Genomic DNA, 23,826 nt, shown 5'->3' with positions numbered 1-23,826 from the left:
TGCGATCAGACACTGGGAGCCGCACCCCTCAAGCGGTTTCCAGCTACCGCCGGGCGGTGTCCTTCAACGGGACGTCGCTCGGCGGACCTGTTTTGGGAACCCATTTTTCCGTCATCCGTTCAGCCTGGACTGGGCGGGTGAAGTGCGATGCAATCCAGAGCCGGAGACATGAAAGACAGCGGACGAAGTGATGAGATCATCGCTTTGCATTCCGCTGAGAGTGGAATGCAGCTTGGCCGGGCCCTTCTCCATGCGCTGCACAATGCCGGCATCTCGGTTCTCTATCAGGATCGCGAGATGAAAACCGTCTGGGCCCGCAACATGCGCCCGCCATGGGCCTCCGATACGGCCGACAGCAACGGCAACCTGCCACTGGCGCAGGCGGAGCGTATCGGTGCGGCCAAACGCAACGTCATCGCATCCGGCAATCCCGAACATCTTGAGCTCAGCATTCCCGCCGACGATGGCGTTCGCTGGTTCCAAATATGGGTGGATGCCGATCACGACGACGGCGGCGCCGTGCAGGGCGTCGTCACCACCATGGTCGAAACGACCGAGCAGAAACGTCGCGAGCAGACCCTGAAGACGCTGCTGCGCGAGGTCAGCCACCGCTCGAAGAACCTTTTGGCCATCATCCAGAGCATCGCCACCCAGACCAGCCGTTATTCAGACACGCTCGGTGATTTCCTGACACGCTTTCGCGGCCGGCTGCAGTCGCTTGCCTCATCCCAGGATCTGGTGACCTCGTCCAACTGGCGGGGAGCGGCACTGCGCGAACTGGTGTCCGGTCAGGTTGGCCGCTATGGAGCCGACCCCTCGCGCAGCCTGCGTTTCCAGGGTGCAAATCCATACCTCAACCCCAATGCCGCCCTGCATATCGGCTTGGCCATGCACGAGCTAGCCGTCAATTCGGTCAGCTACGGCGCGCTGTCGCGAGCCGACGGATTCGTCGAGGTGACGGCCGATCTGACGGCTGCTTCCGCTGGTGAGACCGCCCTGTCGCTGACATGGGCCGAAGCCATCGGAGCCAATGACAATCAGCCCAGCGAGAAGCGTTTTGGCAGTGTCGCGCTCGAGCGCGTCGTCCCTGCGTCGCTGAACGGCACGGCGACACTTGAAATCACCAGGGACCGCCTCGAGTATCGCCTTATTGTTCCTCGCGGCAATTTCGAGACCGATTGAACGGACAACAGCCGAGCCAAAGTGGACTGATCACGGCCGCCCCGGCTTTAACCACCTATTCACCATAAAGTCCGATGCTGTTTTTCCCAGCACCGCTACGCATGACGTTTTCGATCGCAGTTTGCTGCGCAGCACGGGAGGAGTGGCTTTGACGGTTGCCGACATCAACAGGCTGGAACAGGCCGCACGCGTTTCGATGGGCGGGTTTCAGGATATCGAAGCATCCGCGATGCCATCGCCCCGTGCTTCCCTCCCGACCCTCGGCGTCGCCGCAATTGCGCTGGCCGCGGCGGTCGTCCTGGCCGCCGCGTTCCAGTTGATCTAGAGCATCGGAACCAAAGTGGCCGGCGGGTTGTGCTTGCCTCATGTTGACCTGTTTCTCGAATCAATCGCGCGCCAGCCTGCATCGCAGGAACTTTGGCGAATGTGGCCCGTTTCTTATGGCGAGAGGACCGTCGCCATGGAACACATCGCTGCCGTGCTGCTGGTCATTGGTTGTTCGAACACAATGACCGAATGCCGCGAACTGCCCGCATCGATGAGCGTGTTCGAAACCGCTCAGGAATGCACCGCCGAGCGTCCGTTCGCCCTGGGCGATGTGCAAGGTCAAGCCCCGCGCGTAATTGCCAAATGCCTGCCCGTCGATCCGCCACTGGAGGATGATTACGACCAGATCGTCTGGAATGTGCGTCCAGACGGCACGCTCGACGCTTCCGTTGAGATTTCCAACGTCGAGGTTGTTTCGAACGGCGCGCGCCCCGTAAAAGATTCTCTTAGCCAACAATAAAATCGAGCAGGCAAAACCCTTTTTCGCATGATAAGTGACGGGTGGAGCTACAAGTGAGGACAAAGCGAGGAGTGACTCTATGCGGAAGATGATTATTGCCATGGTTGCCGTGGTCGCAGTCAGCGGTTGCAGCACCACCGAGCGGGATGTCGGCGTCGGCGCCGGTGTCGGCGCTTTGGCTGGCGGCCTGATTGACGGAGGCAAGGGTGCGCTTGTCGGCGCAGCCATCGGTGCCGGTTCCGGCTTGCTGGTGCGCAACCTGCGCAATGGCTATTGCCAGTACCGCGACAACCGTGGCCGTCTCTATACGGCTCGCTGCTGATCCGTTCAAACGCATGAGGCAATAGAAGCAGAGACCGGCTCGTCCGGTCTCTGCTTGCTTGCGCCTTCGAAAACGGTCGGTTTGCGGCAGCGTTTCAGCCCGACAGTGGAATCCTGATTTCCACGCTCAATCCGCCATCGTGAAAATCGCGATTGATCGTGCCGCGCAATTCGCGCGTCACGTTCAAATCGATCAGCTTGGTGCCAAAACCGGTTTTGACAGGTGCTTCGAGCTTCTTCTGGCCAACTTCGCGCCAGTTGAGAACCAGCGTCCTATCGCGCCTGCGACCTTCGACCGACCAGTCGACCTTGAGCGAGCCGACTGAGTTGCCGGTTTCGCCATATTTCAGTGCATTCGTCGCCAGTTCGTGAAAGGTCAGGCCGAGCGCTTGCGTTGTCGTCTCGTCGAGCAGCACCTCTGGCCCCGACAATATCCCCTCGGGAAGCTCCTTGCCGAACACCTGGCCAAGCTCGATGCGCAAGAGATCGCCGAGATCGGCCTTCTGCCAGCGCGAGCGCGTCAGCATGTCCTGGGAGGCCGCCATCGCTTGCAACCGGGCCGAAAAGGAGGAGGAGAACTCGTGGACGTCGGTGGCGTGCGACGCCGTCTGGCGCGCGATCGCCAGCACCCGCGTGATCGAGTTCTTGATGCGGTGCTTCATTTCCTGCAGCATCAGGTCTTTTTCGAGCAGGCTCTTTTCCGTCGTCTCGTGAAGCAGCGAGACCGCGTCATAGGCCCGCTCCTGATAGCGTGCCACCAGCGCGATGGTGCCTGCGAGCAACAGCCCGAACAGGCCGAGCATCACCGGAATTGCGCGCGAGGAGGGTTGCGAGAAGGCGCTTGTCGGCCTGAACAGGATGGTCCACGGTCGTCCGGCGATGGTGATCTTGCGGGAAGCCAGCAGCCTGTCGCCGAAGGTCGACACCGGCGGCGTTTCCGACTGGAACAAAAGATGATCGGCATCCACCTTGCCGTCATAGATTTCGATGTTCACCGGCAGCAGCGGCGTCCGGCTGAGCGCGGTTTGGAACAGATCGCGGGCGCGGAAGGCCGCATAAAGAAAGCCTGATGTCGAGGATCTGGACGCATCGATGCCGTCCGGCGCGGTTTCGACGTTGAGCCGCACGAAAACCAGGAAGCCGGTGAAGGTTTGCGCAGCACCTGTCTCCTGGCCTAGCTGCACGCGCCCGGTCGCGTGCTGCTGGTCGTCGGCCATCGCCTTTTCGATCGCCTCGCGCCGCACCGGGTCGGTGAACATGTCGTAGCCGATGCTGGATTGATTGGAAGCGTCGAGCGGCTCGAACAGCATGATGGGCGTACGCCACGGCAATGTCGTATCCGGATAGACGGCATGGCTGGTGCCATAGTCGTGCAGGATGGCACGCTCGACCGCTGCCTCGTCGCCGGCTCTCGCCAGTCTGAGAAAGCCTATGCCGCGCAGGCCGGCGAAATTGTCGTTAATGCCAAGCGCATCGAAGAACGCCTTGAACTCGCCCCGCGAAATGCCGCCATTGCGGGCGTCGAACAGCGCCTGGGTCGATCGCAGCAGCGACAGATGCAGGTCAATGCGGCTATCGATCCGGTTGAGCGCGTCGTCCGCCGTCGCCTCGAACTTGATGCGCGCCGCTTCCTGCGTCGCGAAATAGGCGAATCCCGCCATCGTCAGGCTGATCAGCGCGACGGCGATGAAAGCGACGGTCGGAAAGAACTTCTTCAATTGCTTCTGCGGCCCATGAACGGTTCCTGACCTTTATGGGCAAGTCCCCGCGCCAACACAATGGCGCGGCCAAACCATCATGACGGCTGGCATATCATGTCGCAGATATTTAGCCGGCTATTTAAAGCCTCAGGCTGCGATCTTCAGCGCACCTGGCCCCGGAATGGCACCGGGCGGACACTTCCCCAGGATGATCATGCCGAGCACCTCGTCCTGGGTCACGTCGCTGGTGCGCGCCGTTCCAACGACCTGACCATTCTTCATCACGCAGACGCGGTCGGCAAGCTCGAACACGTCGTGGATGTCGTGGCTGATCAGGAAGATGCCGATGCCGTCGGCCTTGAGCTGCATGACCAGTTCGCCGACCTGCGCCGTTTCCTGCGGCCCCAATGCCGCCGTTGGCTCATCCATGATCAGGATACGGGCGTTGAACAGGATGGCGCGCGCGATCGCCACCGACTGCCGCTGGCCGCCCGAAAGCTTGACCACCGGTTCCTTGAAGCGCTGGAAGCGGGGATTGAGCCTGCCCATCACCTTGCGCGCCTCGGCCTCCATGGCGCCATCGTCGAGCGTGCCCCAGCCGGTCATCAGCTCGCGGCCGAGGAAGAGGTTGGCGGCGGCGTCGACATTGTCGGCGAGCGCCAGCGTCTGGTAGATCGTTTCGATGCCGTATTTCTTGGCATCGCGCGGATTGGAGATCGAGGCCTCCTCGCCATTGACGAATATCTGGCCCGAGTCGCGCTTGTAGGCGCCGGACAGGATCTTGATCAGCGTCGACTTCCCGGCACCGTTGTGGCCGAGCAGCGCCACCACCTCGCCCGGGAAAAGGTCGATCGACGCGTCGTCGACCGCGCGAATACCACCAAAGGCAATCGAGATGTTCCGCATATCGATCAACGGCGTGCCTGTGCGAGCAGTTGTGTCAACCATGATCGCCCTTCCCTAAACGCGCTTGCGGTAGACGGTGTCGAGCCAGACGGCGATCACCAGGACGGCGCCGACGACGACGCTCTGAAGCGGTGAATCGATGCCGAGCAACACCATGCCGGATTGCAATGACTGCATCAGAAGCGCGCCCAGCATGGCGCCGAGCACCGTGCCGGAGCCGCCGGCCAGCGACGTGCCGCCGATGACGGCTGCGGCGATGACCAGCAACTCGTCCAGCGTACCCAGCGCATTGGTCGAGGCATTGAGGCGAGCCGACGCAATCGCCGCGCTGATTGCGGCCAATATGCCCATGATCATGAACACCTTCATGGTCACCCAGCGCGTGTTGATGCCGGCGAGTTCCGCCGCTTCCGGGTTGCCGCCAATGGCAAAGACATAGCGGCCGAAACGGGTGCGCCTGGTGATGAAGGTCATGACGATGCCCACTGCGACCGCAATCAGCACCGGTATGGCGATGCCATGGGCGATGAACAGCCCGCCTTCGGGGACGGTGATGCCGTTCCGCTGCGCGTATTGGCGCACGATGCCGATTGGCCAGGGATAGGAATTGGCGATCCACACGGCGCCGAGGATGGCGGCGCAGGCGACAACACCAAGCAAGCTCTCCGCCCAGACAGGACGCAGCGGAAACTTGAACCGCTTGCGCTGCGACCGGCCGTTGAGCAGCATGAAAGCGACGGCCGCACAGGCGAGAACGCCGACGATCCAGCTTGCGGTTGCCCCGATCGAGCCACGCGGCCCGCCACCCATGAGCTGGAAGGTGGCGTCGAGCGGCGCGACGGTGCGCCCGCTCGTCATCAGCCACGCCATGCCACGCCAGATCAGCAAGCCGCCCAGCGTCACGATGAAGGCCGGAACCTCGAGATAAGCGATGATGAAGCCCTGGAGCGCGCCTATCATGAGGCCGAGCACCACACCGGCAGCCAATGCGATAATCCATATCCAGGGATTTCCCACCTGGAGCCCCATGACGCGGATCAGGAATTCGGCCTGCGCCACGCCCATCACCATGCCGATCACGCCTTCGACGGAGCCCACCGAAAGATCGATGTTGCGCATCACGATGACCAGCACCATGCCGGTCGCCATGATCGCCACCGAGGAGGTCTGCACCGACAGGTTCCAGAGATTGCGCGGCGTGAGGAAAAGCCCACCCGACAGGATGTGAATTCCAACCCAGATGACCAGCAGAGCGCCGACCATGCCGAGCATGCGTATATCGAGCTCGGTTGCCTTGAGGAACCGTCCGATGGCGCTGAGCTCGGATTCGCGCGCCCGGTCTTCGGCCGTGTGGGCGACCGGTGGGTTGGATGCCGTGTCGGTCATGATGTCCTCCGACCGGGTTGCCGTCTGGCGCGGATGCCGGAACAGAATGCTATTTGCTTTCCACGGTCATTTGAAGCGGAAAGCCTCTCGAAAAACGCCGCGGCCTGACAGCCGCGGCGTTCGTTTCCTTGCGAAATGATCCAGATCAGTTGCAGGCCGCAACGCTGCCCGCGGCGACACCCGCGCAGACTTCGTCCTTCTTGATCCAGCCGGCGTCGATGACGACGTTGAGATTGTCCTTGGTGATGGCAATCGGCGTCAGGAACAGCGACTTGACGGCATTGCCGCCCGGCGTGGTGAAGTCCTTGACGCCCGCAATGTCGGTCATCTGCTTGCCATCGGCAAGCTGCGAGGCGATCTCGGCGGCGTTCTTGCCGAGCTCTCGCGCGTCCTTCCACACCGATACGGTCTGTGTGCCGAGCGCAATGCGGTTCAGCGCTGCATGGTCGCCGTCCTGGCCGGACACCGGGACGGATCCGGCCAAGCCTTGCGCCGTCAGCGCCGCGACGACGCCACCGGCGGTGCCGTCATTGGCGGCAACCACCGCATCGACCTTGTTGTCGTTGGCGGTCAGGAACTGTTCCATGTTCTTCTGGGCGTTGGCGGGAAGCCAGCCGTCGGTATACGCCTCGCCGACATTCTTGATCTTGCCGCTCTCGATGGCATCCTTGAGCACTTCCATGGAGCCGGCGAACAGGAAATCGGCATTCGGATCGGCGCCCGAGCCCTTGATGAAGACGTAGTTGCCTTCCGGCGCGACCTTGAACACTTCGCGGGCCTGCATGCGGCCGACTTCCTGGTTGTCGAAGGTCAGATAGAACACGTCCTTGTTCTCGATCAACCGGTCATAGCCGACGACCGGAATGCCTTCGTCCAGCGCCTTTTGCACCGCCGGCCCGATGGCCGACGCATCTTGCGCAAGGATGATGAGCGCGTTGGCGCCCTGCGAGATCAGGCTCTCGACATCGGTCAGCTGCTTGCCGGGATTGGACTGCGCATCGGCGGAAATATACTTGTCGCCGGCGGCCTCGATCGCTGTCTTCATGGCGGCTTCGTCGGTCTTCCAGCGCTCTTCCTGGAAGTTCGACCACGAAACGCCAATGACCTTGTCCTTCGCCTGTGCGACCGACGCGAGCGTCAGCGACATGGCGACCCCCGCCAGGATGGCGGCTGCGAATCTCTTCATGATAGTCCTCCCTGCGCCGCGATACGGCGCGACCAAACTGGCCCGAAGGCCGGCACAAAGGCTCTATTTTTTCGAGCCTCGAAAAAATACTGGTCCAACGCCGAAGCGCTGTCAACATCAATTCTGATGGATTTTGATGTCCCTGCCGACTTTTTTCGAGCCCCGGAATAAACAATGACAGGGCCTTCTGCTTCTGCCAGTATTTGTCGGACGCTACCGACGGCTTCCGGTTCATGAGCGGCCGCGGCAAGAGGGAGGAAGCAAAGGATGTCGGTTGGAATCCGTCATGACGATTTGCGTCGGCGCAACCGGGCGATGGTGATTTCGGCCGTACGCCGGGCAGGCCAGCCGTCGCGAACCGAGATCGCCGCGACCACCGGCCTCAGCCATTCGACCATATCGGCGATCTCTTCCGACCTCATCCAGGAAGGCATCCTGACCGAGAGCAAAGCGAGCGAGACCGTTTCGCTGAAACGCGGCCGGCCGCAGGTCGGCCTTAGCCTCAATCCGGAAGCGGCAGCGGTGTTGGCCGTCGTGTTGTCGCTGAATTTCCTTTCGGTCGCCGTCATCGATTATGCCGGACAAGTGGTCGCCGAGGAACAGCGCCGGCTGGACACGCTGACCATGTCGCGCGACGAGCTGATCGACGAATGTGTCGCCATCGTCCGGCGCCGGCTCGAAGATCCCGATCTCGATGTCCAAAGCGTCGCCCGCATCGCGCTGGCGATCCAGGGCATCACCGATTCCCATGCGCGCGCCATGTTGTGGTCGCCGATCACGCCGCAGACGAACATTGCCTTCGCCGACATTCTGGAACGTGAGTTCGGCATCCCGGCCATCATGGAGAACGACTGCAACATGATGGCCGTGGCGCTGCGCTGGCGCGACCCGGATCGCTACCGCGACGATTTCATCGCCATCCTGCTCTCCCACGGCATCGGCATGGGGCTGGTGCTGAAGGGCGAACTGTTCACCGGCACCCATTCCTCAGGCGGCGAATTCGGCCACATGATCCACCGGCCGGGCGGCGCGCTTTGCCGCTGCGGGCGGCGCGGCTGCGTCGAGGCCTATGCCGGCAACTACGCCATCTGGCGCAATGCAAGGCAGTTGAGCGAGAACGCCGAGCCGGTCGCCGATGTCAGCGACGCCGAGATGCGGGCACTGGCGGCCCGGGCGCGCCAGACGGACGGACCCGAGCGCGAAGCCTACCGCAAGGCCGGCGAAGCGCTCGGCTTCGGGCTCGGCAGCCTGTTCGCGTTGATCGATCCGGCGCCGGTCGCCATGGTCGGCGCCAGCGCTGCCGCCTTCGACCTGATCGAGCCGGCCCTGCGCGAGGCCATCGCTCAGACCGCCGGCGGTCAGCATTCGGGTTCGATTTCCTTCGACACTGAGCCGAACGAGCTGCCGCTGATCCGCGAAGGCTGCGCCATGCGAGCGCTGAGCTTCGTCGACCAGGAGATTTTCGCGCCGGGCGCGCAAGGGAAGTCCGGCACGGCCAGGAAGCACGTGGCCTGAATGGAAGAACGCAGCTTGAATTTAGGCAGTCTGTTCAGTCTTCCCTGATCGCATAGCCCGCGCCGCGGATGGTGCGGATGACATCGGGCATGCGGCCATTGTTGACCGCCTTGCGCAGCCGGCCGACATGGACGTCCACCGTGCGCTCGTCGATGTAGATCGTCTCGCCCCAGACATTGTCGAGCAACTGGCTGCGCGAGAACACCCGACCCGGGTGCCGCATCATGAATTCGAGCAGCCGGAATTCGGTCGGCCCGAGCCGGATCTCGCTCTTCTTGCGATAGACCCTGTGCGATTCGCGATCGAGCATGATGTCACCGACCTTCAGCACGCTGGACAGCACTTCGGGCTTGGCGCGGCGCAGCAGCGCCTTGACCCTGGCCATGAATTCCGGTGTCGAGAACGGCTTGACCAGATAGTCGTCGGCCCCGGTCGAGAGGCCGCGCACCCGGTCGCTTTCCTCGCCGCGCGCGGTCAGCATGATGATCGGCAGCCGCTCGGTTTCGGGACGCACCCGAAGGCGACGGCAAAGCTCGATGCCCGAAACCGCCGGCACCATCCAGTCGAGCACCAGAAGATCGGGCACGTTTTCCTGAAGCCGGATTTCGGCCTCGTCGCCGCGCGTCACCACCTCGACCTGATAGCCTTCGGATTCCAGATTGTAGCGAAGGAGGACGCCCAGCGGCTCTTCGTCCTCCACCACCATGATGCGCGGCGCGATCATCGGCCGGTTACCCCTGTCATGTCGCCGACGCCGGCATCGTCGTTTCGTCGAGCTTCGGCCGATCCGCCGGCAATTGCTGCCCGGTCACGACATAGTAGGCGTTTTCGGCGATGTTGGTGACATGATCGCCGATACGCTCGAGATTCTTGGCGCAGAACAGAAGATGCGTGCAGGCGGTGATGTTGCGCGGATCCTCCATCATGTAGGTCAGGAGTTCGCGAAAAACCGCCGTGTATTTCACGTCGATCTTCTCGTCGGCGGCGCGCAGCTCTTTCAACGCGCCGGCGTTGCGCGACACATAGTGCTCGACCACGCCGCGGAGCTGCTCGAGAACGAGATCCGCCATCGCGTCGATACCGTGCGAGAGATTACGCGGCGTGGCGCTCTGCCCGACGGCGCTGACCCGCTTGGCTATGTTCTTGGCCAGGTCGCCGATGCGCTCGAGATCGCCGGCCATCCGGATTGCGCCAACCACGGCGCGCAGATCTTGCGCCATCGGCTGCCGCTTGGCGATCAGCGTGATCGCGCTGTCGTCGAGTTCGCGCTGCCGCGCATCCATGATGGCGTCATCCGAGACGACGCGCTGCGCCATCGCATTATCTGACGCGAGCAACGCGCGGATCGAGGCTGCGACCATCGCGGCGGCAAGCTCGTCCATGTCGCGGATCAGCCTGTCGATGTGCTCCAGTTCCTCGTCGAAAGATGCGACGGTATGTTCACCCATGATACTGTCCTCGTGCTCGAAATTCGCCGGACCGCTTAGCCGAACCGGCCGGTGATGTAGTCCTGGGTGCGCTTGTCGTCGGGGTTGGTGAACATCTTGTCGGTCGCGCCCTCCTCGACCAGATAGCCGAGATGGAACATCGCCGTGCGCTGCGACACGCGCGCTGCCTGCTGCATCGAATGGGTGACGATGACGATCGTGTAGTTCTGGCGCAGTTCGTCAATCAGTTCCTCGACACGGGCGGTGGCGATCGGATCGAGCGCAGAACACGGCTCGTCCATCAGGATCACTTCCGGTGACACAGCGATGGCGCGCGCAATGCACAGGCGCTGCTGCTGGCCACCGGAAAGGCCAGTGCCCGACTCGAGCAGGCGATCCTTGACCTCGTTGAACAGGCCGGCCTTCTTCAGGCTCGATTCGACGATGCCGTCCAACTCCGCCTTGCTCCTGGCCAGACCGTGAATGCGCGGACCGTAGGCGACGTTTTCGTAGATCGACTTCGGAAACGGGTTCGGCTTCTGGAACACCATGCCGACGCGAGCTCGCAGCTCGACGACATCGATTTTCGGGTCGTAGACATCCTCGTTGTCGAGCGTGATCTTGCCGCTTACCCGCGCGATGTCGATCGTGTCGTTCATTCGGTTCAAGCAACGCAGAAAGGTCGACTTGCCGCAGCCCGATGGGCCGATCAACGCCGTCACCTGGTTCTCGCGGACATCGAGATCCACGTCGAACAGAGCTCGCTTCTCGCCGTAATGAACGGAGACCTTTTCGCCCTTCATCTTGATCGAAGGCTCGTTGGTTCCGCTACTCAGTTTCTGCTCGACGCTGGCTTCCGTCATGATGTTCATATCCTCTACTCCTTACCAGCGCCGCTCGAAGCGCCTGCGCAGTATCACCGCGATGGCATTCATGATGACCAAAAACACCAGCAAAATCAAAATCGCCGCCGAAGTCTTCTGCTGGAACCCCGCTTCAGGAAAATCGGCCCACATGAATATCTGCACCGGCAGGATCGTCGCGGGATCGGTGAAGCCACCGGGAATGTCGACGATGAAGGCGACCATGCCGATCATCAGCAACGGCGCGGTTTCACCCAGCGCATGCGCCATTCCGAGGATGGTGCCGGTCATGATACCCGGCATCGCCAGCGGCAGGACGTGATGGAATACGGTCTGGACCTTGGACGCTCCGATGCCAAGTGCGGCCTCGCGGATCGACGGTGGCACGGCGCGCAGCGAAGCGCGTGAGGCGATAATGATGATCGGCAGGGTCATCAGCGCCAGCACCATGCCGCCGACCACCGGGGCCGAGCGCGGCAGGCCGAAGAAATTCAGGAATACGGCAAGTCCAAGCAGGCCGAAGACGATCGAAGGCACCGCCGCCAGATTGTTGATATTCACTTCGATGATCGTCGTCAGCCGGTTCTTGGGCGCAAATTCCTCAAGATAGATCGCCGCCGAAACGCCGATCGGGAAGGCGATGGCGAGCGTTACGATCATGGTCAGGAACGATCCGACGACCGCGCCCCAGATACCGGCCAGTTCCGGCTCGCGGCTTGCGCCGGTGAAGAAGAAGATCGAGTTGAACCGGCTTTCGATCAGGCCGGCGCTCTTCAGCGTATCGAGCCAGACGATCACCTTGTCCGAAATCTTTCGCGATGCTTCCGGCGTGTCGATGACCCGCAGGAATGCCTGGCCGCTCGCGGCTGGCGCCGTGCTGTCCAGCGCCTCGATCACCGTGCCCTTTGCGACCGCCGTTCCGTTGGCCCCAGGCGACAGCGCGGTCAGCTTGACCGTGCCGCCATTGAACGCGACCAGCAGCGACGACGCGCCGCTCGTCAGCGTGAGCATGCCGTTTTCGCCCTCGGTCGCACCATGGCCGCGCGCCAACGCCAGCATGGCATCGTCGCCGAAGGTCAGATCGATGTCGCCGCTGCTTTGCGAAGGCGTGACGCTTGTCGAAATCGCCTCGTCCGAACCGACGTCGGCAAGCAAACCCTTGAGATAAAGGTCGGCAAAATCGTCAAGTGGAACCGCGTAGTCCACAGTTCCTCCGAGCATCCCCGGATCAGCAGCGATATCTTTGCGCAGGAACACGCCTGTGCCCGTGGAAATCAGTCCGCGCAGCAGGCGCTTGTCCTGACGGCTCGTCACATCCGGAAATTTTGCCGTAAGCGCTTCCTGGGCGATGGCGTCGTAGTTGACGGCGTCGAGTTTCGCCGGGTCTACCTTGGCCGCCGAAAGATCGATCGGCAGCGTCAGATAGTTCTGCCGCAGCGCCGGGATCGCCTGCGTGACGATCGTCGACAAGAGCAGCACAAGGAACAAGCCGGCCAACGCAACGGCTGCGGCGCCAAGCCATTTGAACCACGTTTCCGCGCGGTAACGGCCCTTCAGCCGTGCCTTCGCGGCATCGTCGGTATGAATGCTGACCGGCCGTCTGCCGGCGCCGAATGACGCGATCGCATCAGTCATATTGCTCTCGGTATTTCTGGACGACGCGCAAAGCGACGATGTTGAGGGTAAGCGTGATGCAGAACAACACCAGGCCGAGCGCGAAGGCTGCAAGCGTCTTGGCGCTGTCGAATTCCTGATCGCCCACAAGCAGCGTCACGATCTGCACCGTCACTGTTGTGACCGCTTCGAGCGGGTTGGCCGTGAGGTTTGCCGCCAGCCCTGCGGCCATGACCACGATCATTGTTTCACCGATCGCGCGGCTGACTGCGAGCAGCATCGCCGAAACGATGCCCGGAAGGGCCGCCGGAAGGATCACCTTGCGGATGGTTTCAGACTTGGTCGCGCCGAGGCCGGCGGAACCGTCCCTCAGGGATTGCGGAACGGCGTTGATCACATCGTCGGAAAGCGAGGAAACGAAGGGAATGATCATGATGCCCATGACCACGCCTGCGGCGAGCGCGGATTCTGACGCAACGTTGAGACCCAGGCTTTCGCCCAGACCACGGAAGTAGGGCGCAACCGTCAGCGCAGCGAAGAAACCGTAGACGACGGTCGGAATGCCAGCAAGGATTTCCAATACCGGCTTTGCGACCGCGCGGACGCTTTTGGAGGCGTAATCCGAAAGATAGATCGCAGCCATCAGCCCGATAGGCGCAGCTACCAGCATGGCAATGAAGGTGATGAGCAACGTGCCGGCAAACAGCGGCACCATGCCAAAAATGTCCTGGTTGACCGCCCCGGCTTCCGCTCCGGCGCCGGTGAAGGCGCTCTGTGGCGACCAATGCGTGCCGAACAGGAACTTATAGAGCGGCACCTGTTGGAAGAACCGCAAGGATTCAAAGATGAGCGACAAGACGATGCCGATCGTCGTCAGGATCGCGACCGCCGAACAGGTGATCAAGAATGCGCGAAGAACGCGCTCGACCACGTGGCGCGCCCGGTAGGCCTGCGCGATGCGCGAATAGGCCCAGTAAAATCCGGACGCGGACAGTATGAGCGCGATCCCCCAGATGATCCAGGCGCTGGTCGCATGGATCGATTTGTAGACGGCCGCGGCCGCCTCTTTCGTGGGATCGGCGAAGCCGACAAGCCCGCCAAAGGCCATCGCGCGAGCGTCGCGGATGAAAGCTTCGACCTGCGGAATGCCCATTCCCGACAGCTCGGCGGAGAAGCGGTCGGCAATGATCGACGATTCAATTCCCGGCGTCACCATCGACCACAGCACGATCGCAAGCAGCGCGGGACCGGCGGCAAAAAGCGCCAGGAACATGCCATGCTGGCCAGGCAGCGAATGCAGCCGGGCGACGTCGCCATTGACACTGGCAATGGCGCGTGTGCGGCCTATCCAATAGGCCGCAGCAGCCAGAACTAACAGAAGAACAACGAGATAACCGACCATGATTCAGGACGTCCCCTCGACCGCCGGCCATTCACCGGCTCAAAGCACGGGACGTTGGTCCCGCGCTTTGTGCTTTAGAGCATGAGGGTCAGAGCGGATATTTGCCCGGACCCCGAAAAAATCAGGAGCCCATGCCCTTCAGGGCCTTGGCGTTTTCGGCCCACGTGGCGCGCTCGGCGTCCGGCAGCGGGATCAGGCCCTTGTCGGCCAGATAACCCTCAGGACCCCATGCACCCTCCGAGGTGTACTCTGCGATGAACTCTTGCATGCCGGGGATGACGCCGACATGCTCTTTCTTGGCATAGATAAAGAGCGAGCGGGAAACGCCGTACTTGCCGGATGCGATGTTTTCGAAGGTCGGCTCGACGCCGTCGACCTTGTGGCCCTGCAGCTTGTCGGCATTCTGGTCAAGGAACGAGAAACCAAAGATGCCGAAGGCATTGGGGTTGGCTTCCAGCTTCTGGACAATCAGATTGTCGTTTTCGCCGGCCTCGACAAAAGCGCCGTCTTCGCGGATTTCGCCGCAGCCCTTTTCATTAGCCGCCTTCACTTCTTCCTGGCAGGCCGCATCCATGACGAGTTCAACGAACGCGTCGCGCGTGCCAGACGTGGGCGGCGGGCCAAGCACCTCGATCTTTGTCGCGGGAAGCGACGCATCGACATCCGACCAGTTCTTGTAGGGGTTGGCGACGACCTTTCCGTCAACTGCGACATTCTTGGCGAGCGCCTTGAAAACCTGTTCCTTGGTCAGATCGACGACAGTCCCTGCCTTCGAGTTGGCGAGCACGATGCCGTCGAAGCCGACCTTGATCTCGACCGGCGTCACGCCGTTTGCCTTGCAGGTTTTAAGCTCGCTGTCCTTGATGGCGCGCGAGGCATTGGTGAAGTCGGCGGTATTTTCGCCGACGCCCTGGCAAAACAGCTTCATGCCGCCGCCGGTGCCAGTCGATTCGACGACCGGGGTCTTGATCTGCCCGCTCTGGCCGAGCTTTTCGGCGACAGCCGTCGTGAAGGGGAACACTGTGGACGAACCGACGATTTGAATCTGGTCGCGCGCGGCGGCATAACCAGCCGACGCGGCGAGCGCAAGCGCCGCGGCCGACGCCGTAAGGAGGAATTTCTTCATGTGGCCTGCTCCTGTTCGGAATATGGTCTCTCGGCGCCATTCCTTCGGCGCCCGCTGAGGCCAATAGCCCCCGATTATAACAGTCGCATGACAGTTTGATGTCAGCCCGGTAACGCCGCACAGCCATGTCGAAAGGGAAGCGCCGCGGGTCTCGCCGGCACAGCCGTGGTTTGCCGCTGGAATCAGCAGCTTGCACGGTTTCCAGCCGGCATTTCCTCGGACAGGCGGTGCAAATTTGCGTCGAAAAAGAAAATCCGGGCGGGAGCGCGTTGCATGCGGCCAAAGGAGGTCATGGCCGCGCCATCGCCGAAACAGGTCCGTTGGGGTAAATCTGACCCTGTTTCTTGCCGGCGGTCGCTGCTCCCGCCCGTAACTGGAGGGGCGGAACTCGAATGTGCTTATTGTCCCAACCCGGCGCACGCTTTGGTATGGTGCGATCGCACCATAGTCTCGTCCGCAATGCGTCGCCGAATCTCAGCTGAATTTCTTGCAGCCTGACCGGATGCCTATCCCGCGTTGCGCTGGATTTCGCCGTCCGCGCCGAGCCAGCGTTCGACCTTTTCCAGCAAGGCCCTGGGCTGATGGGCTTGGGCAGATAACGTCCATGCCCGCCTCCAGGCACCGTTCGCGATCACTCTTCAGTGCGTGCGCGGTGACGCCGACGATCGGGACGTGCGAGCCGGTCTCTTCTTCCAGCCGCCGAATAGCGGCGGTCGCTTCGTGGCCGTTCATCTCAGGCATCGAAACATCCATCAGGATCATGCGCGGATTGAGCCTGCCGAAGGCATCGAGCGCCTTGCGGCCATTGCCGACGATCTCGAAGCCGTAGCCGGTTTCGCCGAGAATCTGAGTGAAAACCATTTGGTTCACCTCGTTGTCCTCGGCAACGAGGATGTCCAGCCGATGCCCGGTGCCTGCCGGCGTGCTGGTGCGGGGACGAACCGGTGGCGGCTGCAGCAGCGCCCGCACGGACGCGGCTCCATATACGGGCAGCGGCGGTTGCACCGGCGATGACTGCGCCATGTCGTTCTCGGAACCGCCGGCCGGCGGCGCGCCGGAATGTGCCCCACAAGCATCAACGTTCCGCTAACCTTAACGGACCGTGACCAGTGCATCGGATTTGGAATTCGGTTGTTGCGCCGCTCCAAACTGGGGCGAATTCGCATTCGCCAAACTGCAGCGCCGCGCCTCGTTTCGGGCGCGCTACGGACGCTGCGGCACTTTGATTTTGCCCGCGATATTCCGACGGTTGCCGCTAGAACCGAAGCGGCGTTACAATCCCGCAAGGGTGTTGCCGATGTTGGGACGGATTCTGCCTTTTTTGCTGTGCCCGATGCTGCTGTTCGGAAGCGGCTGCTCGCGCAGTTATGACGGCACCGTCGTCATTCCAAGGCCGCTCGATGTCCGGCGGTTCTGGGACAGGCCGCCGCAGCAGGCGCAAGCCGAACAGCCCCAGTTGCAGACCGATGTGTTTCCTGTGGCGCCCGAAACGCCGAAAAAAGCCGAGGTCCGCAGAACCAACACCCCCGTGGCGCCGAGAAGGCAAATCACCAGGATTTCCAAAGATCCGCCGACGCCGTCATCCGAGCCGGCAAAACCGCTCACTTGCAGGAATATCAGCCAACCCGGAAAACGGGTCCGCATGGTCTGCGAATAGCCGACCGGCATTCAAACGGTGATCTAAATTAAGCTCCACGGGGTCAGTTTTCGGGGAAGAAAGCCGGCCCGACCACCCTTACCGGCCGCGTTTCGGTTAATTTTTCGATCGACTGATGCTGAGCGGCGCCCTTGGCTTCGGCATTGGGAGCCCCGAGATCCGGAGCGTTGGCATCGGGTCCGAGAATTTCTGCAACGGCGCCAAGATCCGGCTTTGTCGTCGGCAATGGAATGATGGCGTTGGCCATGTTGGCGGGCGTTACCGTCCGCGCCCTGAGTTCGGCGACCCGCCGGGAATAACGCTTGACGCTACACGCCTTGAAATTCGCGTCGTCGCGGTACCTGAAAGCGGTCGCAAGCTCTGTGTAGGGTTTTCGCGTCTCGAGAGCGACCATCGCTTCGGTCTCGAGGCTGGCATCCTCCAGCGTATAGAGGTCGACACCGGCATCGTCGCAAATGTAGCGGCACTGATCGACGGTCTCCTTCAGATCGTCTCTTTTGGCGAACTGCGATTTTGGCGCGGGGAAGAAATATCCGTCCGATAGGCGCACGCAAAACAGCATCGGGCTGCCAGCATATTTCAGGCCAGCGGACTGGGTTTTGGCTGCCGAACGCTGGTCCTGCTGCTGCTCTTTCTGCCGATTCTGTTGCTTGGCGGTGGGCGCGCAGCCCAGGGCGGCGAACCTGGCCCGCAGGCCGGCTGTAATCCTGCCCGCATTCGATGCGGCCGCGATCTGGCGTTGCACCTCTGCCTTGCTCCTGACGAGATCGGCACAAGGGTTGAAGAAGAACCCGACCAGCGAACTTTTGCCCGAACATTGGCGCTGTTTCTCCAACCGTTGGATCGCAGCAAGCTGCCGGCGAAACTGCGCAAGCTGCGGGCTCGACCCGCCGCCGCGTTCGGCCGAACGCATTTGGCTTTCGATCGCGCTGCAACTATCCGCGTATGAAGAGGAAGTGCCGAGCATAAATGCCGTCACCAATACCGGCACAAGAAACATGTCAGACCAGAAGCGTGTCATTGGAGCGACCATTGCCATTGTTTCTGCCGATAACCTGGAACCGCATTCTTTGTTGATGGTGAATAAGGGTTCTCTAAATGAGCATCACCTAATTCCAGCGAGATTGCAGCTTCAAGAGACTTTAATACTAGTGTATTAGATGTATTCGCGTAAATTCAATATTGCACTTTTGTTTCAAGATTGAGACGAAACCAAAAATAACGCCGGCTATCCGCGCCACTGCCGAAAATTTGACCAGACTGGCAGGTTTCGGACTCCTCGATCGACCGGTGAATTTCCGATCAATCCGGCGTTACCGGCAGTTTCGCACTGAAACCTTTGTCCTGTCTTCGGCGTTAAATGGCCATTGCAGCGCCGCGCGTCCCTTTGGGCGAAAGGCCGCTGTAACGTTTTGATTTGGCGCATGGTCCTTTCCGGTCTTGGGCCATGCGCTGGACGGTCAAAGGAGACGCGCATGTCGATTCACTTCACTGTCTCGGGCCTGACCAGAAATCTGTTTCATTCGCTTGGACTGGACCATGAGCGCGCGCCGAGACCTCTCAGTCCTGAGCAAAATCTTTTGCTGGAATGCTATCTGTCCGGCCAGATTCCGGAATCGGCCTGGAGCGACTACGTCTTCGAAACACCGGAATTGGCACGCCATGTCAACGCGAGGCGCGGGCAGCACTAGTGCATGTCGCCCAAAAGTGCGCAGCGGTTTTGGGATAACGACATGCATAAAAACAAAGGCTTAAAGCACGTCGATTGAATCCGTTTCAACGCGACGCGCTTTAACATCTCGTGCCGGAATTCGGCCCGATCGCTTTGGGATGGCGCCACCGGACTACGCGTGGCTGAATGCGCCCGCCCGGAAACGAGCGGGCCTTTGCTTGGGGTGACGCCCGATTACTGTTTGGGCGAGCTGAATTGCAGGGTGAAGATGTTGCCTGCAATCCCTTGGGCGAGCGCCGGCGAAAAGCTCAGCGGCAAGCAGTCTTCCACGGCGGCGATCGCGGCATCGACAAAGGATTGCCGTGCCTTCGCGTCGCCGGTCACGTTGATGGCAGCCGGCCTGGGCGGGCCGATCAGCGTGCCATTGCGCTTGAAGCTGAAGCTCAACGTGACGGTTGAATTCCCGGCATCTGCCGGCGGGGTCCAGCACGCCTGGATCGCAGCCCCGACATCATCCATGGTGTTGAGCGATGCGGCATTCGATTGACAGGTGGCGCCTGCCAATATCGCGCCCGCAATCACGCACAGCCCTGCAGCGCGTTTCATTGCAAGTCCTCGTCCTTCCGCCTTGCCCCACAGCGATATGGTACGGACAATGGCGACGATGACAATATGTTTTGCAAGGGCTTGATGCCCGGCAATCGCGAAGTCAGGCCGCAGTTTCCGGGCGAAATGGCCCTTGAGAGCAAAAAGGCCGGCACATGGCCGACCTTTCCTTTTCACCTCGCCCGCGCCAGTACATCCGTGGTCACGAATTGGGGTGAATTGCCGATCAGTAGATAGGGCTTTGGTTAACAAATCCTTAGCTGGCGGGGCTGCTCACCGACGTGTCCTGGCCAACCTTGATCGGCGTTTTCGTGATGAATGCGGAAAGTCGTTTTTAAAACCAGCACAGACTATTAATCGTTGTGCACCAACATGTTGGCGCGTGAGACATATCGAAGTAACTATCGTATTCTGGAAGTCGATTTATGGCCGTGCTTGGCGCCCTCCCTCCCGACGTTCTCTGTCGACCAATTCGCGAAGCTGATTGGGAAGGGGTGGTCGACTGCCTGTGCCGGGGCTTTCCGAAGCGTGACCGGAATTACTGGATACAGGCGCTGACCCGTTTGTCGCAGCGGCCTGCCGTCGCCGAGTTCCCACAATACGGCTTGGCTTTGGAGAAGGCTGGTCGGATCGTTGGCGTTGTGCTGACCCTATATACCCGTTATCGCGGGCAAGAAGGGGACGAAGTCCGCTGCAACCTTTCAAGCTGGTCCGTCGACGCGGAATCCCGTCCCTATGGCGCCAAATTGGTTACGACGATTCTCAAGCAAAGGGACGTGACCTACACGAATATTTCGCCGGCGCCCGCGACATTAAAGGCTAACTGGGCGCTCGGCTTTCGCCCCTTTTCCACCGGACAATTCGCCTTCTTGCCGGCTTTGAATTCAGTGCCGCGGTCATATCGCGTGCTCGAGGCTCGTCCCGATCTTGCGGAAATGGCGATGCTGCCCGACAGTGAGAGATACATACTCTCGGAACACTCCGCGCTGGGCTGCATGTCATTGATTTGCATTTGCGACGGCGTGGCGTTTCCTTTCGTATTGATGCCGCGCCGAATATTGCGCGGTCTTGTCCCGTGCTATCAGGTCATCTATTGCCGCTCCCTCGCGGATTTGAGCCGGTGCGCCGGCGCTGTGGGGCGCTTTCTCTTGCGAAGCGGCATCCTGCTTTGCGTCGTCGACGCCAAGGAGCCGATTGCAGGTCTGCACGGGCGGTACCGCCACAACAGGGGGCTGAAATATTTCAAGGGCCCCAAACCACCCTCGCTTGGAGATCTGACGTTCACCGAGCTTGTGATATTCGGTCCCTGAACGACAAGCGCAACAACCTGTTGGGCTTCGGCGATGCCGAAAGTGAACCCCCGCCTTGCGCGGGGGTTCCATTTTTGAAGCTACGATCTGCTACTGAACAGGGGCGGTCTGAGCTGGCGGGGTTGCGGGTGCCGGCGTCATCGTGTCGGCTGGAGGTGGCGGCAATTGGCCAGCGGTCGTCGCCTGCGTTCCTCCTGATTGAGTTTGGTCACACGCCGCCAGGGCAGCAAGCGCCAGGCCGAACGCAGCGAATAAAGGTAGTTTGCGGGTCATGTACAGTCCCTTCCATGGACGCCACCCGCGCGGCCCCATCATCGGGACCCATGCCCCCAGGTCAACCGTCGCTTCTTCGTCGACGCTTCAAACATTCTTACGTCCAGTAAAAGGCAGGGCTTTCGACCTCTGTTTTAGGTCGGCTTAGGAAGCAACCGTTAGAGCGAAAGCCTCACGCCTCGGCCTGTGACTTCACATAGGCGATATAGCCACGCACGTCGCCGGCCGGCTCCGCATAGGCCTTGCCGAGCTTCTTCTCGATCGCCGCCATATATTCCTTCGCCCATTGGGGCAGCGCGTAGTCGATGACGGCGAGGAATTCGAGCGTCGCCGCTAGGCGGATGTCGGCGATCGACGGGTTCTTGCCGCCGATGAACGGCTTGCCGTTCCTGAAGAAGCTGTGAAAGACCTCCAGCGGCTCGGCAATTGCGGCCGCCGCGGCCTTCTGGGCCTCCGATTTCCTGTCGGGGTGGGCGTCGCTGTGGCCGACCTCGCCGGCATATTGCGGGAAGTTCAGCGCAGGATAGGTGGCGCGCGCCACATAGGGGTAGAGCGTGCCGATCAGGTAGAACATGGCGCTGTCGATCATTGCCCGCTTGGCCGGCGCCTTCGGATATAGTTTCTCCAGCCCATGCTTGTTGGCGAGATACTGCATGATGGCGCAGCTTTCCCACAACACGCCTCTCGGCAGGCCCTTGTCCTCGATCATCGGCGTCAAATGGGCTGGGTTTCGCGCCATGTATTCAGGCGAGCGCGTGTGGCCCCATACGTCGGTCTCGGAATGATCCAGCCCCGCCGCCCGCGCAAACACCCGAACGCTCATATTATTGACGCTCGGCTTCAGCATGCTGAGCGTCAGTCCGGGCTTCTTCGCTGATTTCGCTACGGCCATCCGCGCGGACTTCGCGGATGCCTTGGCTGCAGGTTTTGCGGCGGCTTTCGTTGCCGACTTGGCGGAAGCTTTCGACGCCTTCGCTGCAGGCTTTGTTGCGGCCTTGGCAGCTGGTTTCGTAGCGGCCTTGGCGGCCGGCTTCTTCGCACTCTTCGTTGTCGTCTTTGCCATTGAGTTCCTCCCTCGGGGTTGCTGTCGTCAGTATGGATTTTTCGGTGTCCGGTCGTCCGACAAGGTTGCGCGGGAGCGCTCGACCAGCGCCTGGATCGCGTCGGCGAGATGCACTTCGGCTATTGCGTAGTCGCCGCGCCCAACGCGGATTTTGTGCGCCTGCATCAGAACGTCGGCGTGGGTGAAGCCCGCCGGCGGCTCGAAACGGTAGGAGGCGAGCTCGATCAGCAGGCCGAGCGGATCCTCGAAATAGATCGAATCCATAAAACCGCGATCCTTGACGCCGCTGTGCTTGATGGCTCGCTCGTCGAGCCGGGCAACCGCCTGCAGAAAGGTAACGCGCGACACCGCAAAGGCGATATGATGGACGCAGCCCGGATCGGTCGGCGTACGCCGTTTCTCCGGCGTGCGGCTCTCGTCGGTGAAGATGGTGATCAGCCGGCCGTCGCCCGGATCGAAATAGAGGTGACTTTCGCTGGCCTTGTCGAGGTTGGGCTGCTCGAAGATGAACGGCATGCCAAGCACGCCTTCCCAGAAGTCGATGGAGGTCTGGCGCCCGGCACCGACCAGCGTGATGTGATGGACGCCCTGCGATTGCAGTTTCTGCATTTGGCCCTCTCTCCCTACGATCTCCTCGTCCCCAGGACGAGCGTCGATCTATTCGCTGCGCGACAGATTCGTCCCGGCGGCGTTCTGCGCACCGTCCTGGAACCTTTAGCCCCAATACATGCCGCGATGCTAATTCAATTGAGGGCGCCGCACCAGAAGCGGCGACTCCGGCCGTGACCGACGGGCGATATCCGTGTATGCAATGTTTTGAAATTCTTGGTACGCCCAAGGGGAATCGAACCCCTGTTCCCGCCGTGAGAGGGCGGTGTCCTGACCGCTAGACGATGGGCGCGTTCAAGAACCGGCGATATAGGCTGACGGCTGGGAAAAAGCAACTGGGCTTCGGACAGTCTCTAGTGCCGGGAAAATATCCGTTGCAGGCTTACCGTTTTGGCTGGATCAAGTCCCAGAGATTTCCGTGGAGATCGGCGAAAACCGCCACAGTGCCATAGGCCTCGTGTCGGGGCGCCTCACGGAATTCGACGCCCTTTTCGAGCATCAGCGCGTGGTCGCGCACAAAATCGTCGGTTTCGAGAAACAAAAAGACGCGGCCGCCGGTCTGGTTGCCGATGCAGCTTGCTTGCGCGTCGTCCGACGCCTCGGCCAGCAGCAGTCGCGCGCCTTGCCCGTTCGCCGGCGCGACCGTGACCCAGCGCTTGCCGCCGCCCAGATCGGCGTCCTCAATGAGCAAAAAGCCCAGCCGGTCGACATACCAGGAGATCGCCTCGTCATAGTTTCTGACCACGAGTGCGACGGTCGCGACGCGGCGGCCTTCAGCAAAGCCGGTCATTGTTGCGGCCACCAATCATTGTGCAGCGAAGTCATCGGTTGCGGATCGAAAAGCGACCGATGATGCGGCGCTCAGTAATGTCGTAGACAAAAATGGCGCGGCTGCCGTCGGCAAGTTCCGCATCGATGGAGATGCGATTGCCGGAGAGCGACTGGCTGATGACCTTGGCGCCGACCGGCAGCACGATGTCGCCGGTCAGCGGCTCGCCTGATGGCACCTGGATGTCGCCGGCCAGCGGCGGGCTAGCCGGCGGCGCGGTGCGCGTTTTGTAGACAAGGGCCGCGATCACCACCATAAGGGCAAGGAACAGCAGGCCGAGATTGATGGCGACGAAGCGGACGAGCTTCTTGCGCACCTTTTCGACTTCGGGGTCGAGCGGCTTTTCCTCGTCTTCGTCGGCAACAGCCATGGCAAACATTCCGGAACGATTT

24 protein-coding genes, 1 tRNA gene and 1 pseudogene are annotated in these 23,826 nt (G+C 61.3%); 8 read left to right on the top strand and 18 right to left on the bottom strand.

The features are described from left to right. The first annotated feature begins 147 nt into the window (after positions 1–147). The 4 genes from EN885_RS17990 to EN885_RS17980 all read left to right on the top strand — a co-directional run bounded on the left by EN885_RS17990 (position 148) and on the right by EN885_RS17980 (position 2,291). Positions 148–1,182, top strand: a complete 1,035-nt coding sequence (locus EN885_RS17990; protein WP_095487162.1) for a sensor histidine kinase — start codon at positions 148–150, stop codon at positions 1,180–1,182. 142 nt (positions 1,183–1,324) lie between these two features. Further along, positions 1,325–1,507 carry a hypothetical protein gene (locus EN885_RS33630; RefSeq protein ID WP_095487164.1) on the top strand — a complete coding sequence of 61 codons (183 nt, stop codon included), beginning with the start codon at positions 1,325–1,327 and terminating at the stop codon, positions 1,505–1,507. A 135-nt stretch (positions 1,508–1,642) separates the two neighbouring features. Then, a complete protein-coding gene (locus EN885_RS17985; protein ID WP_095487661.1) occupies positions 1,643–1,969 on the top strand; it encodes a hypothetical protein in 327 nt (108 codons plus the stop codon). Between the two features lie 79 nt (positions 1,970–2,048). Then, complete coding sequence (locus EN885_RS17980) at positions 2,049–2,291, top strand: YMGG-like glycine zipper-containing protein (protein ID WP_095487166.1); 243 nt, start codon at positions 2,049–2,051, stop codon at positions 2,289–2,291. 94 nt (positions 2,292–2,385) lie between these two features. Here the strand turns inward: EN885_RS17980 and EN885_RS17975 are convergent, their stop codons facing one another. From EN885_RS17975 to xylF, 4 genes are all read right to left on the bottom strand, one after another. Then, positions 2,386–4,008 (bottom strand): CHASE domain-containing protein, encoded by a 1,623-nt coding sequence (locus EN885_RS17975; protein ID WP_126104625.1) that lies wholly within the window; start codon positions 4,006–4,008, stop codon positions 2,386–2,388. A gap of 129 nt (positions 4,009–4,137) precedes the next feature. Further along, positions 4,138–4,938, bottom strand: coding sequence for an ATP-binding cassette domain-containing protein (locus EN885_RS17970; RefSeq protein WP_095487170.1), 801 nt, complete (start codon positions 4,936–4,938; stop codon positions 4,138–4,140). Between the two features lie 12 nt (positions 4,939–4,950). Continuing rightward, positions 4,951–6,282 (bottom strand): sugar ABC transporter permease, encoded by a 1,332-nt coding sequence (locus EN885_RS17965; protein ID WP_095487172.1) that lies wholly within the window; start codon positions 6,280–6,282, stop codon positions 4,951–4,953. 145 nt (positions 6,283–6,427) lie between these two features. Continuing rightward, a complete protein-coding gene (xylF, locus tag EN885_RS17960; protein WP_128243004.1) occupies positions 6,428–7,468 on the bottom strand; it encodes a D-xylose ABC transporter substrate-binding protein in 1,041 nt (346 codons plus the stop codon). Between the two features lie 267 nt (positions 7,469–7,735). Between xylF and EN885_RS17955 the strand changes: the two genes are divergently transcribed. After that, positions 7,736–8,983, top strand: a complete 1,248-nt coding sequence (locus EN885_RS17955; RefSeq protein WP_095487176.1) for an ROK family protein — start codon at positions 7,736–7,738, stop codon at positions 8,981–8,983. 34 nt (positions 8,984–9,017) lie between these two features. Here EN885_RS17955 and phoB read toward each other — a convergent pair whose 3' ends face one another. The 7 genes and pseudogenes from phoB to EN885_RS17920 form a co-directional block, all read right to left on the bottom strand. Next, on the bottom strand, positions 9,018–9,707 hold the full coding sequence (phoB, locus tag EN885_RS17950) for a phosphate regulon transcriptional regulator PhoB (RefSeq protein ID WP_031254097.1): 690 nt from the start codon (positions 9,705–9,707) through the stop codon (positions 9,018–9,020). 16 nt (positions 9,708–9,723) lie between these two features. Further along, a complete protein-coding gene (gene phoU / locus EN885_RS17945; RefSeq protein ID WP_127288435.1) occupies positions 9,724–10,431 on the bottom strand; it encodes a phosphate signaling complex protein PhoU in 708 nt (235 codons plus the stop codon). Positions 10,432–10,466: 35 nt separating this feature from the next. After that, positions 10,467–11,282, bottom strand: a complete 816-nt coding sequence (pstB, locus tag EN885_RS17940) for a phosphate ABC transporter ATP-binding protein PstB (RefSeq protein ID WP_095487180.1) — start codon at positions 11,280–11,282, stop codon at positions 10,467–10,469. A 12-nt stretch (positions 11,283–11,294) separates the two neighbouring features. Next, a complete protein-coding gene (gene pstA, locus EN885_RS17935) occupies positions 11,295–12,908 on the bottom strand; it encodes a phosphate ABC transporter permease PstA (RefSeq protein WP_126104621.1) in 1,614 nt (537 codons plus the stop codon). After that, positions 12,901–14,289 (bottom strand): phosphate ABC transporter permease subunit PstC, encoded by a 1,389-nt coding sequence (pstC, locus tag EN885_RS17930; RefSeq protein WP_126104620.1) that lies wholly within the window; start codon positions 14,287–14,289, stop codon positions 12,901–12,903. The genes pstA and pstC overlap by 8 nt, the downstream gene beginning before the upstream one ends. Positions 14,290–14,410: 121 nt before the next feature. Next, positions 14,411–15,415 (bottom strand): PstS family phosphate ABC transporter substrate-binding protein, encoded by a 1,005-nt coding sequence (locus EN885_RS17925; protein ID WP_126104619.1) that lies wholly within the window; start codon positions 15,413–15,415, stop codon positions 14,411–14,413. Positions 15,416–15,921: 506 nt separating this feature from the next. Then, positions 15,922–16,381 (bottom strand): annotated as a pseudogene (locus EN885_RS17920) (response regulator); the annotation flags it as partial. A gap of 168 nt (positions 16,382–16,549) precedes the next feature. Here EN885_RS17920 and EN885_RS33625 point away from each other — a divergent pair. Beyond that, complete coding sequence (locus EN885_RS33625) at positions 16,550–16,786, top strand: hypothetical protein (protein ID WP_164897865.1); 237 nt, start codon at positions 16,550–16,552, stop codon at positions 16,784–16,786. Between the two features lie 329 nt (positions 16,787–17,115). Here the strand turns inward: EN885_RS33625 and EN885_RS17910 are convergent, their stop codons facing one another. Further along, positions 17,116–17,985 (bottom strand): DUF2865 domain-containing protein, encoded by an 870-nt coding sequence (locus tag EN885_RS17910; RefSeq protein WP_245493092.1) that lies wholly within the window; start codon positions 17,983–17,985, stop codon positions 17,116–17,118. Positions 17,986–18,547: 562 nt separating this feature from the next. On the opposite strand from EN885_RS17910, the gene EN885_RS17905 reads away from it, so the two are divergent. Beyond that, positions 18,548–18,763, top strand: a complete 216-nt coding sequence (locus EN885_RS17905; protein WP_126104617.1) for a hypothetical protein — start codon at positions 18,548–18,550, stop codon at positions 18,761–18,763. A 215-nt stretch (positions 18,764–18,978) separates the two neighbouring features. On the opposite strand, the gene EN885_RS34850 is transcribed toward EN885_RS17905, so the two are convergent. Further along, the gene (locus EN885_RS34850; RefSeq protein ID WP_348631644.1) at positions 18,979–19,602 is read right to left on the bottom strand and encodes a hypothetical protein; all 624 of its coding nucleotides are present in this window, start codon (positions 19,600–19,602) and stop codon (positions 18,979–18,981) included. A gap of 173 nt (positions 19,603–19,775) precedes the next feature. On the opposite strand from EN885_RS34850, the gene EN885_RS17895 reads away from it, so the two are divergent. Beyond that, positions 19,776–20,660: a hypothetical protein gene (locus EN885_RS17895; RefSeq protein ID WP_245467553.1), complete on the top strand. Its 885-nt coding sequence runs from the start codon at positions 19,776–19,778 to the stop codon at positions 20,658–20,660. A gap of 445 nt (positions 20,661–21,105) precedes the next feature. On the opposite strand, the gene EN885_RS17890 is transcribed toward EN885_RS17895, so the two are convergent. The 5 genes from EN885_RS17890 to EN885_RS17870 all read right to left on the bottom strand — a co-directional run bounded on the left by EN885_RS17890 (position 21,106) and on the right by EN885_RS17870 (position 23,813). Then, positions 21,106–21,996, bottom strand: coding sequence for a glutathione S-transferase family protein (locus EN885_RS17890; RefSeq protein ID WP_128243005.1), 891 nt, complete (start codon positions 21,994–21,996; stop codon positions 21,106–21,108). 27 nt (positions 21,997–22,023) lie between these two features. After that, a complete protein-coding gene (locus tag EN885_RS17885; protein WP_127288431.1) occupies positions 22,024–22,605 on the bottom strand; it encodes a VOC family protein in 582 nt (193 codons plus the stop codon). 217 nt (positions 22,606–22,822) lie between these two features. Continuing rightward, a tRNA-Glu gene (locus EN885_RS17880) sits at positions 22,823–22,897 on the bottom strand. 90 nt (positions 22,898–22,987) lie between these two features. Then, positions 22,988–23,395 carry a VOC family protein gene (locus tag EN885_RS17875; protein ID WP_128243006.1) on the bottom strand — a complete coding sequence of 136 codons (408 nt, stop codon included), beginning with the start codon at positions 23,393–23,395 and terminating at the stop codon, positions 22,988–22,990. Between the two features lie 31 nt (positions 23,396–23,426). Further along, on the bottom strand, positions 23,427–23,813 hold the full coding sequence (locus EN885_RS17870) for a fimbrial protein (protein ID WP_206437546.1): 387 nt from the start codon (positions 23,811–23,813) through the stop codon (positions 23,427–23,429). Positions 23,814–23,826: the final 13 nt, after the last annotated feature.

The sequence above is a fragment of the Mesorhizobium sp. M6A.T.Cr.TU.014.01.1.1 genome (assembly GCF_004022765.1).
Taxonomy (GTDB): domain Bacteria; phylum Pseudomonadota; class Alphaproteobacteria; order Rhizobiales; family Rhizobiaceae; genus Mesorhizobium; species Mesorhizobium mediterraneum.
Note: the sequence above shows the minus strand (reverse complement) of the source record. Positions and strands in the feature narration are given on the sequence as shown.

Bases quoted from the DNA above. Each gene is read 5' to 3' on its own strand.
- EN885_RS17990 (WP_095487162.1), top strand. From the start codon at position 148: ATGCAATCCAGAGCCGGAGACATGAAAGACAGCGGACGAAGTGATGAG.
- EN885_RS17985 (WP_095487661.1), top strand. From the start codon at position 1,643: ATGGAACACATCGCTGCCGTGCTGCTGGTCATTGGTTGTTCGAACACA.
- EN885_RS17980 (WP_095487166.1), top strand. From the start codon at position 2,049: ATGCGGAAGATGATTATTGCCATGGTTGCCGTGGTCGCAGTCAGCGGT.
- EN885_RS17970 (WP_095487170.1), bottom strand. From the start codon at position 4,938: ATGGTTGACACAACTGCTCGCACAGGCACGCCGTTGATCGATATGCGG.
- EN885_RS17965 (WP_095487172.1), bottom strand. From the start codon at position 6,282: ATGACCGACACGGCATCCAACCCACCGGTCGCCCACACGGCCGAAGAC.
- xylF (WP_128243004.1), bottom strand. From the start codon at position 7,468: ATGAAGAGATTCGCAGCCGCCATCCTGGCGGGGGTCGCCATGTCGCTG.
- EN885_RS17955 (WP_095487176.1), top strand. From the start codon at position 7,736: ATGTCGGTTGGAATCCGTCATGACGATTTGCGTCGGCGCAACCGGGCG.
- phoB (WP_031254097.1), bottom strand. From the start codon at position 9,707: ATGATCGCGCCGCGCATCATGGTGGTGGAGGACGAAGAGCCGCTGGGC.
- phoU (WP_127288435.1), bottom strand. From the start codon at position 10,431: ATGGGTGAACATACCGTCGCATCTTTCGACGAGGAACTGGAGCACATC.
- pstB (WP_095487180.1), bottom strand. From the start codon at position 11,282: ATGAACATCATGACGGAAGCCAGCGTCGAGCAGAAACTGAGTAGCGGA.
- pstA (WP_126104621.1), bottom strand. From the start codon at position 12,908: ATGACTGATGCGATCGCGTCATTCGGCGCCGGCAGACGGCCGGTCAGC.
- pstC (WP_126104620.1), bottom strand. From the start codon at position 14,289: ATGGTCGGTTATCTCGTTGTTCTTCTGTTAGTTCTGGCTGCTGCGGCC.
- EN885_RS17925 (WP_126104619.1), bottom strand. From the start codon at position 15,415: ATGAAGAAATTCCTCCTTACGGCGTCGGCCGCGGCGCTTGCGCTCGCC.
- EN885_RS17910 (WP_245493092.1), bottom strand. From the start codon at position 17,985: ATGCGTTCGGCCGAACGCGGCGGCGGGTCGAGCCCGCAGCTTGCGCAG.
- EN885_RS17905 (WP_126104617.1), top strand. From the start codon at position 18,548: ATGTCGATTCACTTCACTGTCTCGGGCCTGACCAGAAATCTGTTTCAT.
- EN885_RS17895 (WP_245467553.1), top strand. From the start codon at position 19,776: ATGGCCGTGCTTGGCGCCCTCCCTCCCGACGTTCTCTGTCGACCAATT.
- EN885_RS17890 (WP_128243005.1), bottom strand. From the start codon at position 21,996: ATGGCAAAGACGACAACGAAGAGTGCGAAGAAGCCGGCCGCCAAGGCC.
- EN885_RS17885 (WP_127288431.1), bottom strand. From the start codon at position 22,605: ATGCAGAAACTGCAATCGCAGGGCGTCCATCACATCACGCTGGTCGGT.
- EN885_RS17875 (WP_128243006.1), bottom strand. From the start codon at position 23,395: ATGACCGGCTTTGCTGAAGGCCGCCGCGTCGCGACCGTCGCACTCGTG.
- EN885_RS17870 (WP_206437546.1), bottom strand. From the start codon at position 23,813: ATGTTTGCCATGGCTGTTGCCGACGAAGACGAGGAAAAGCCGCTCGAC.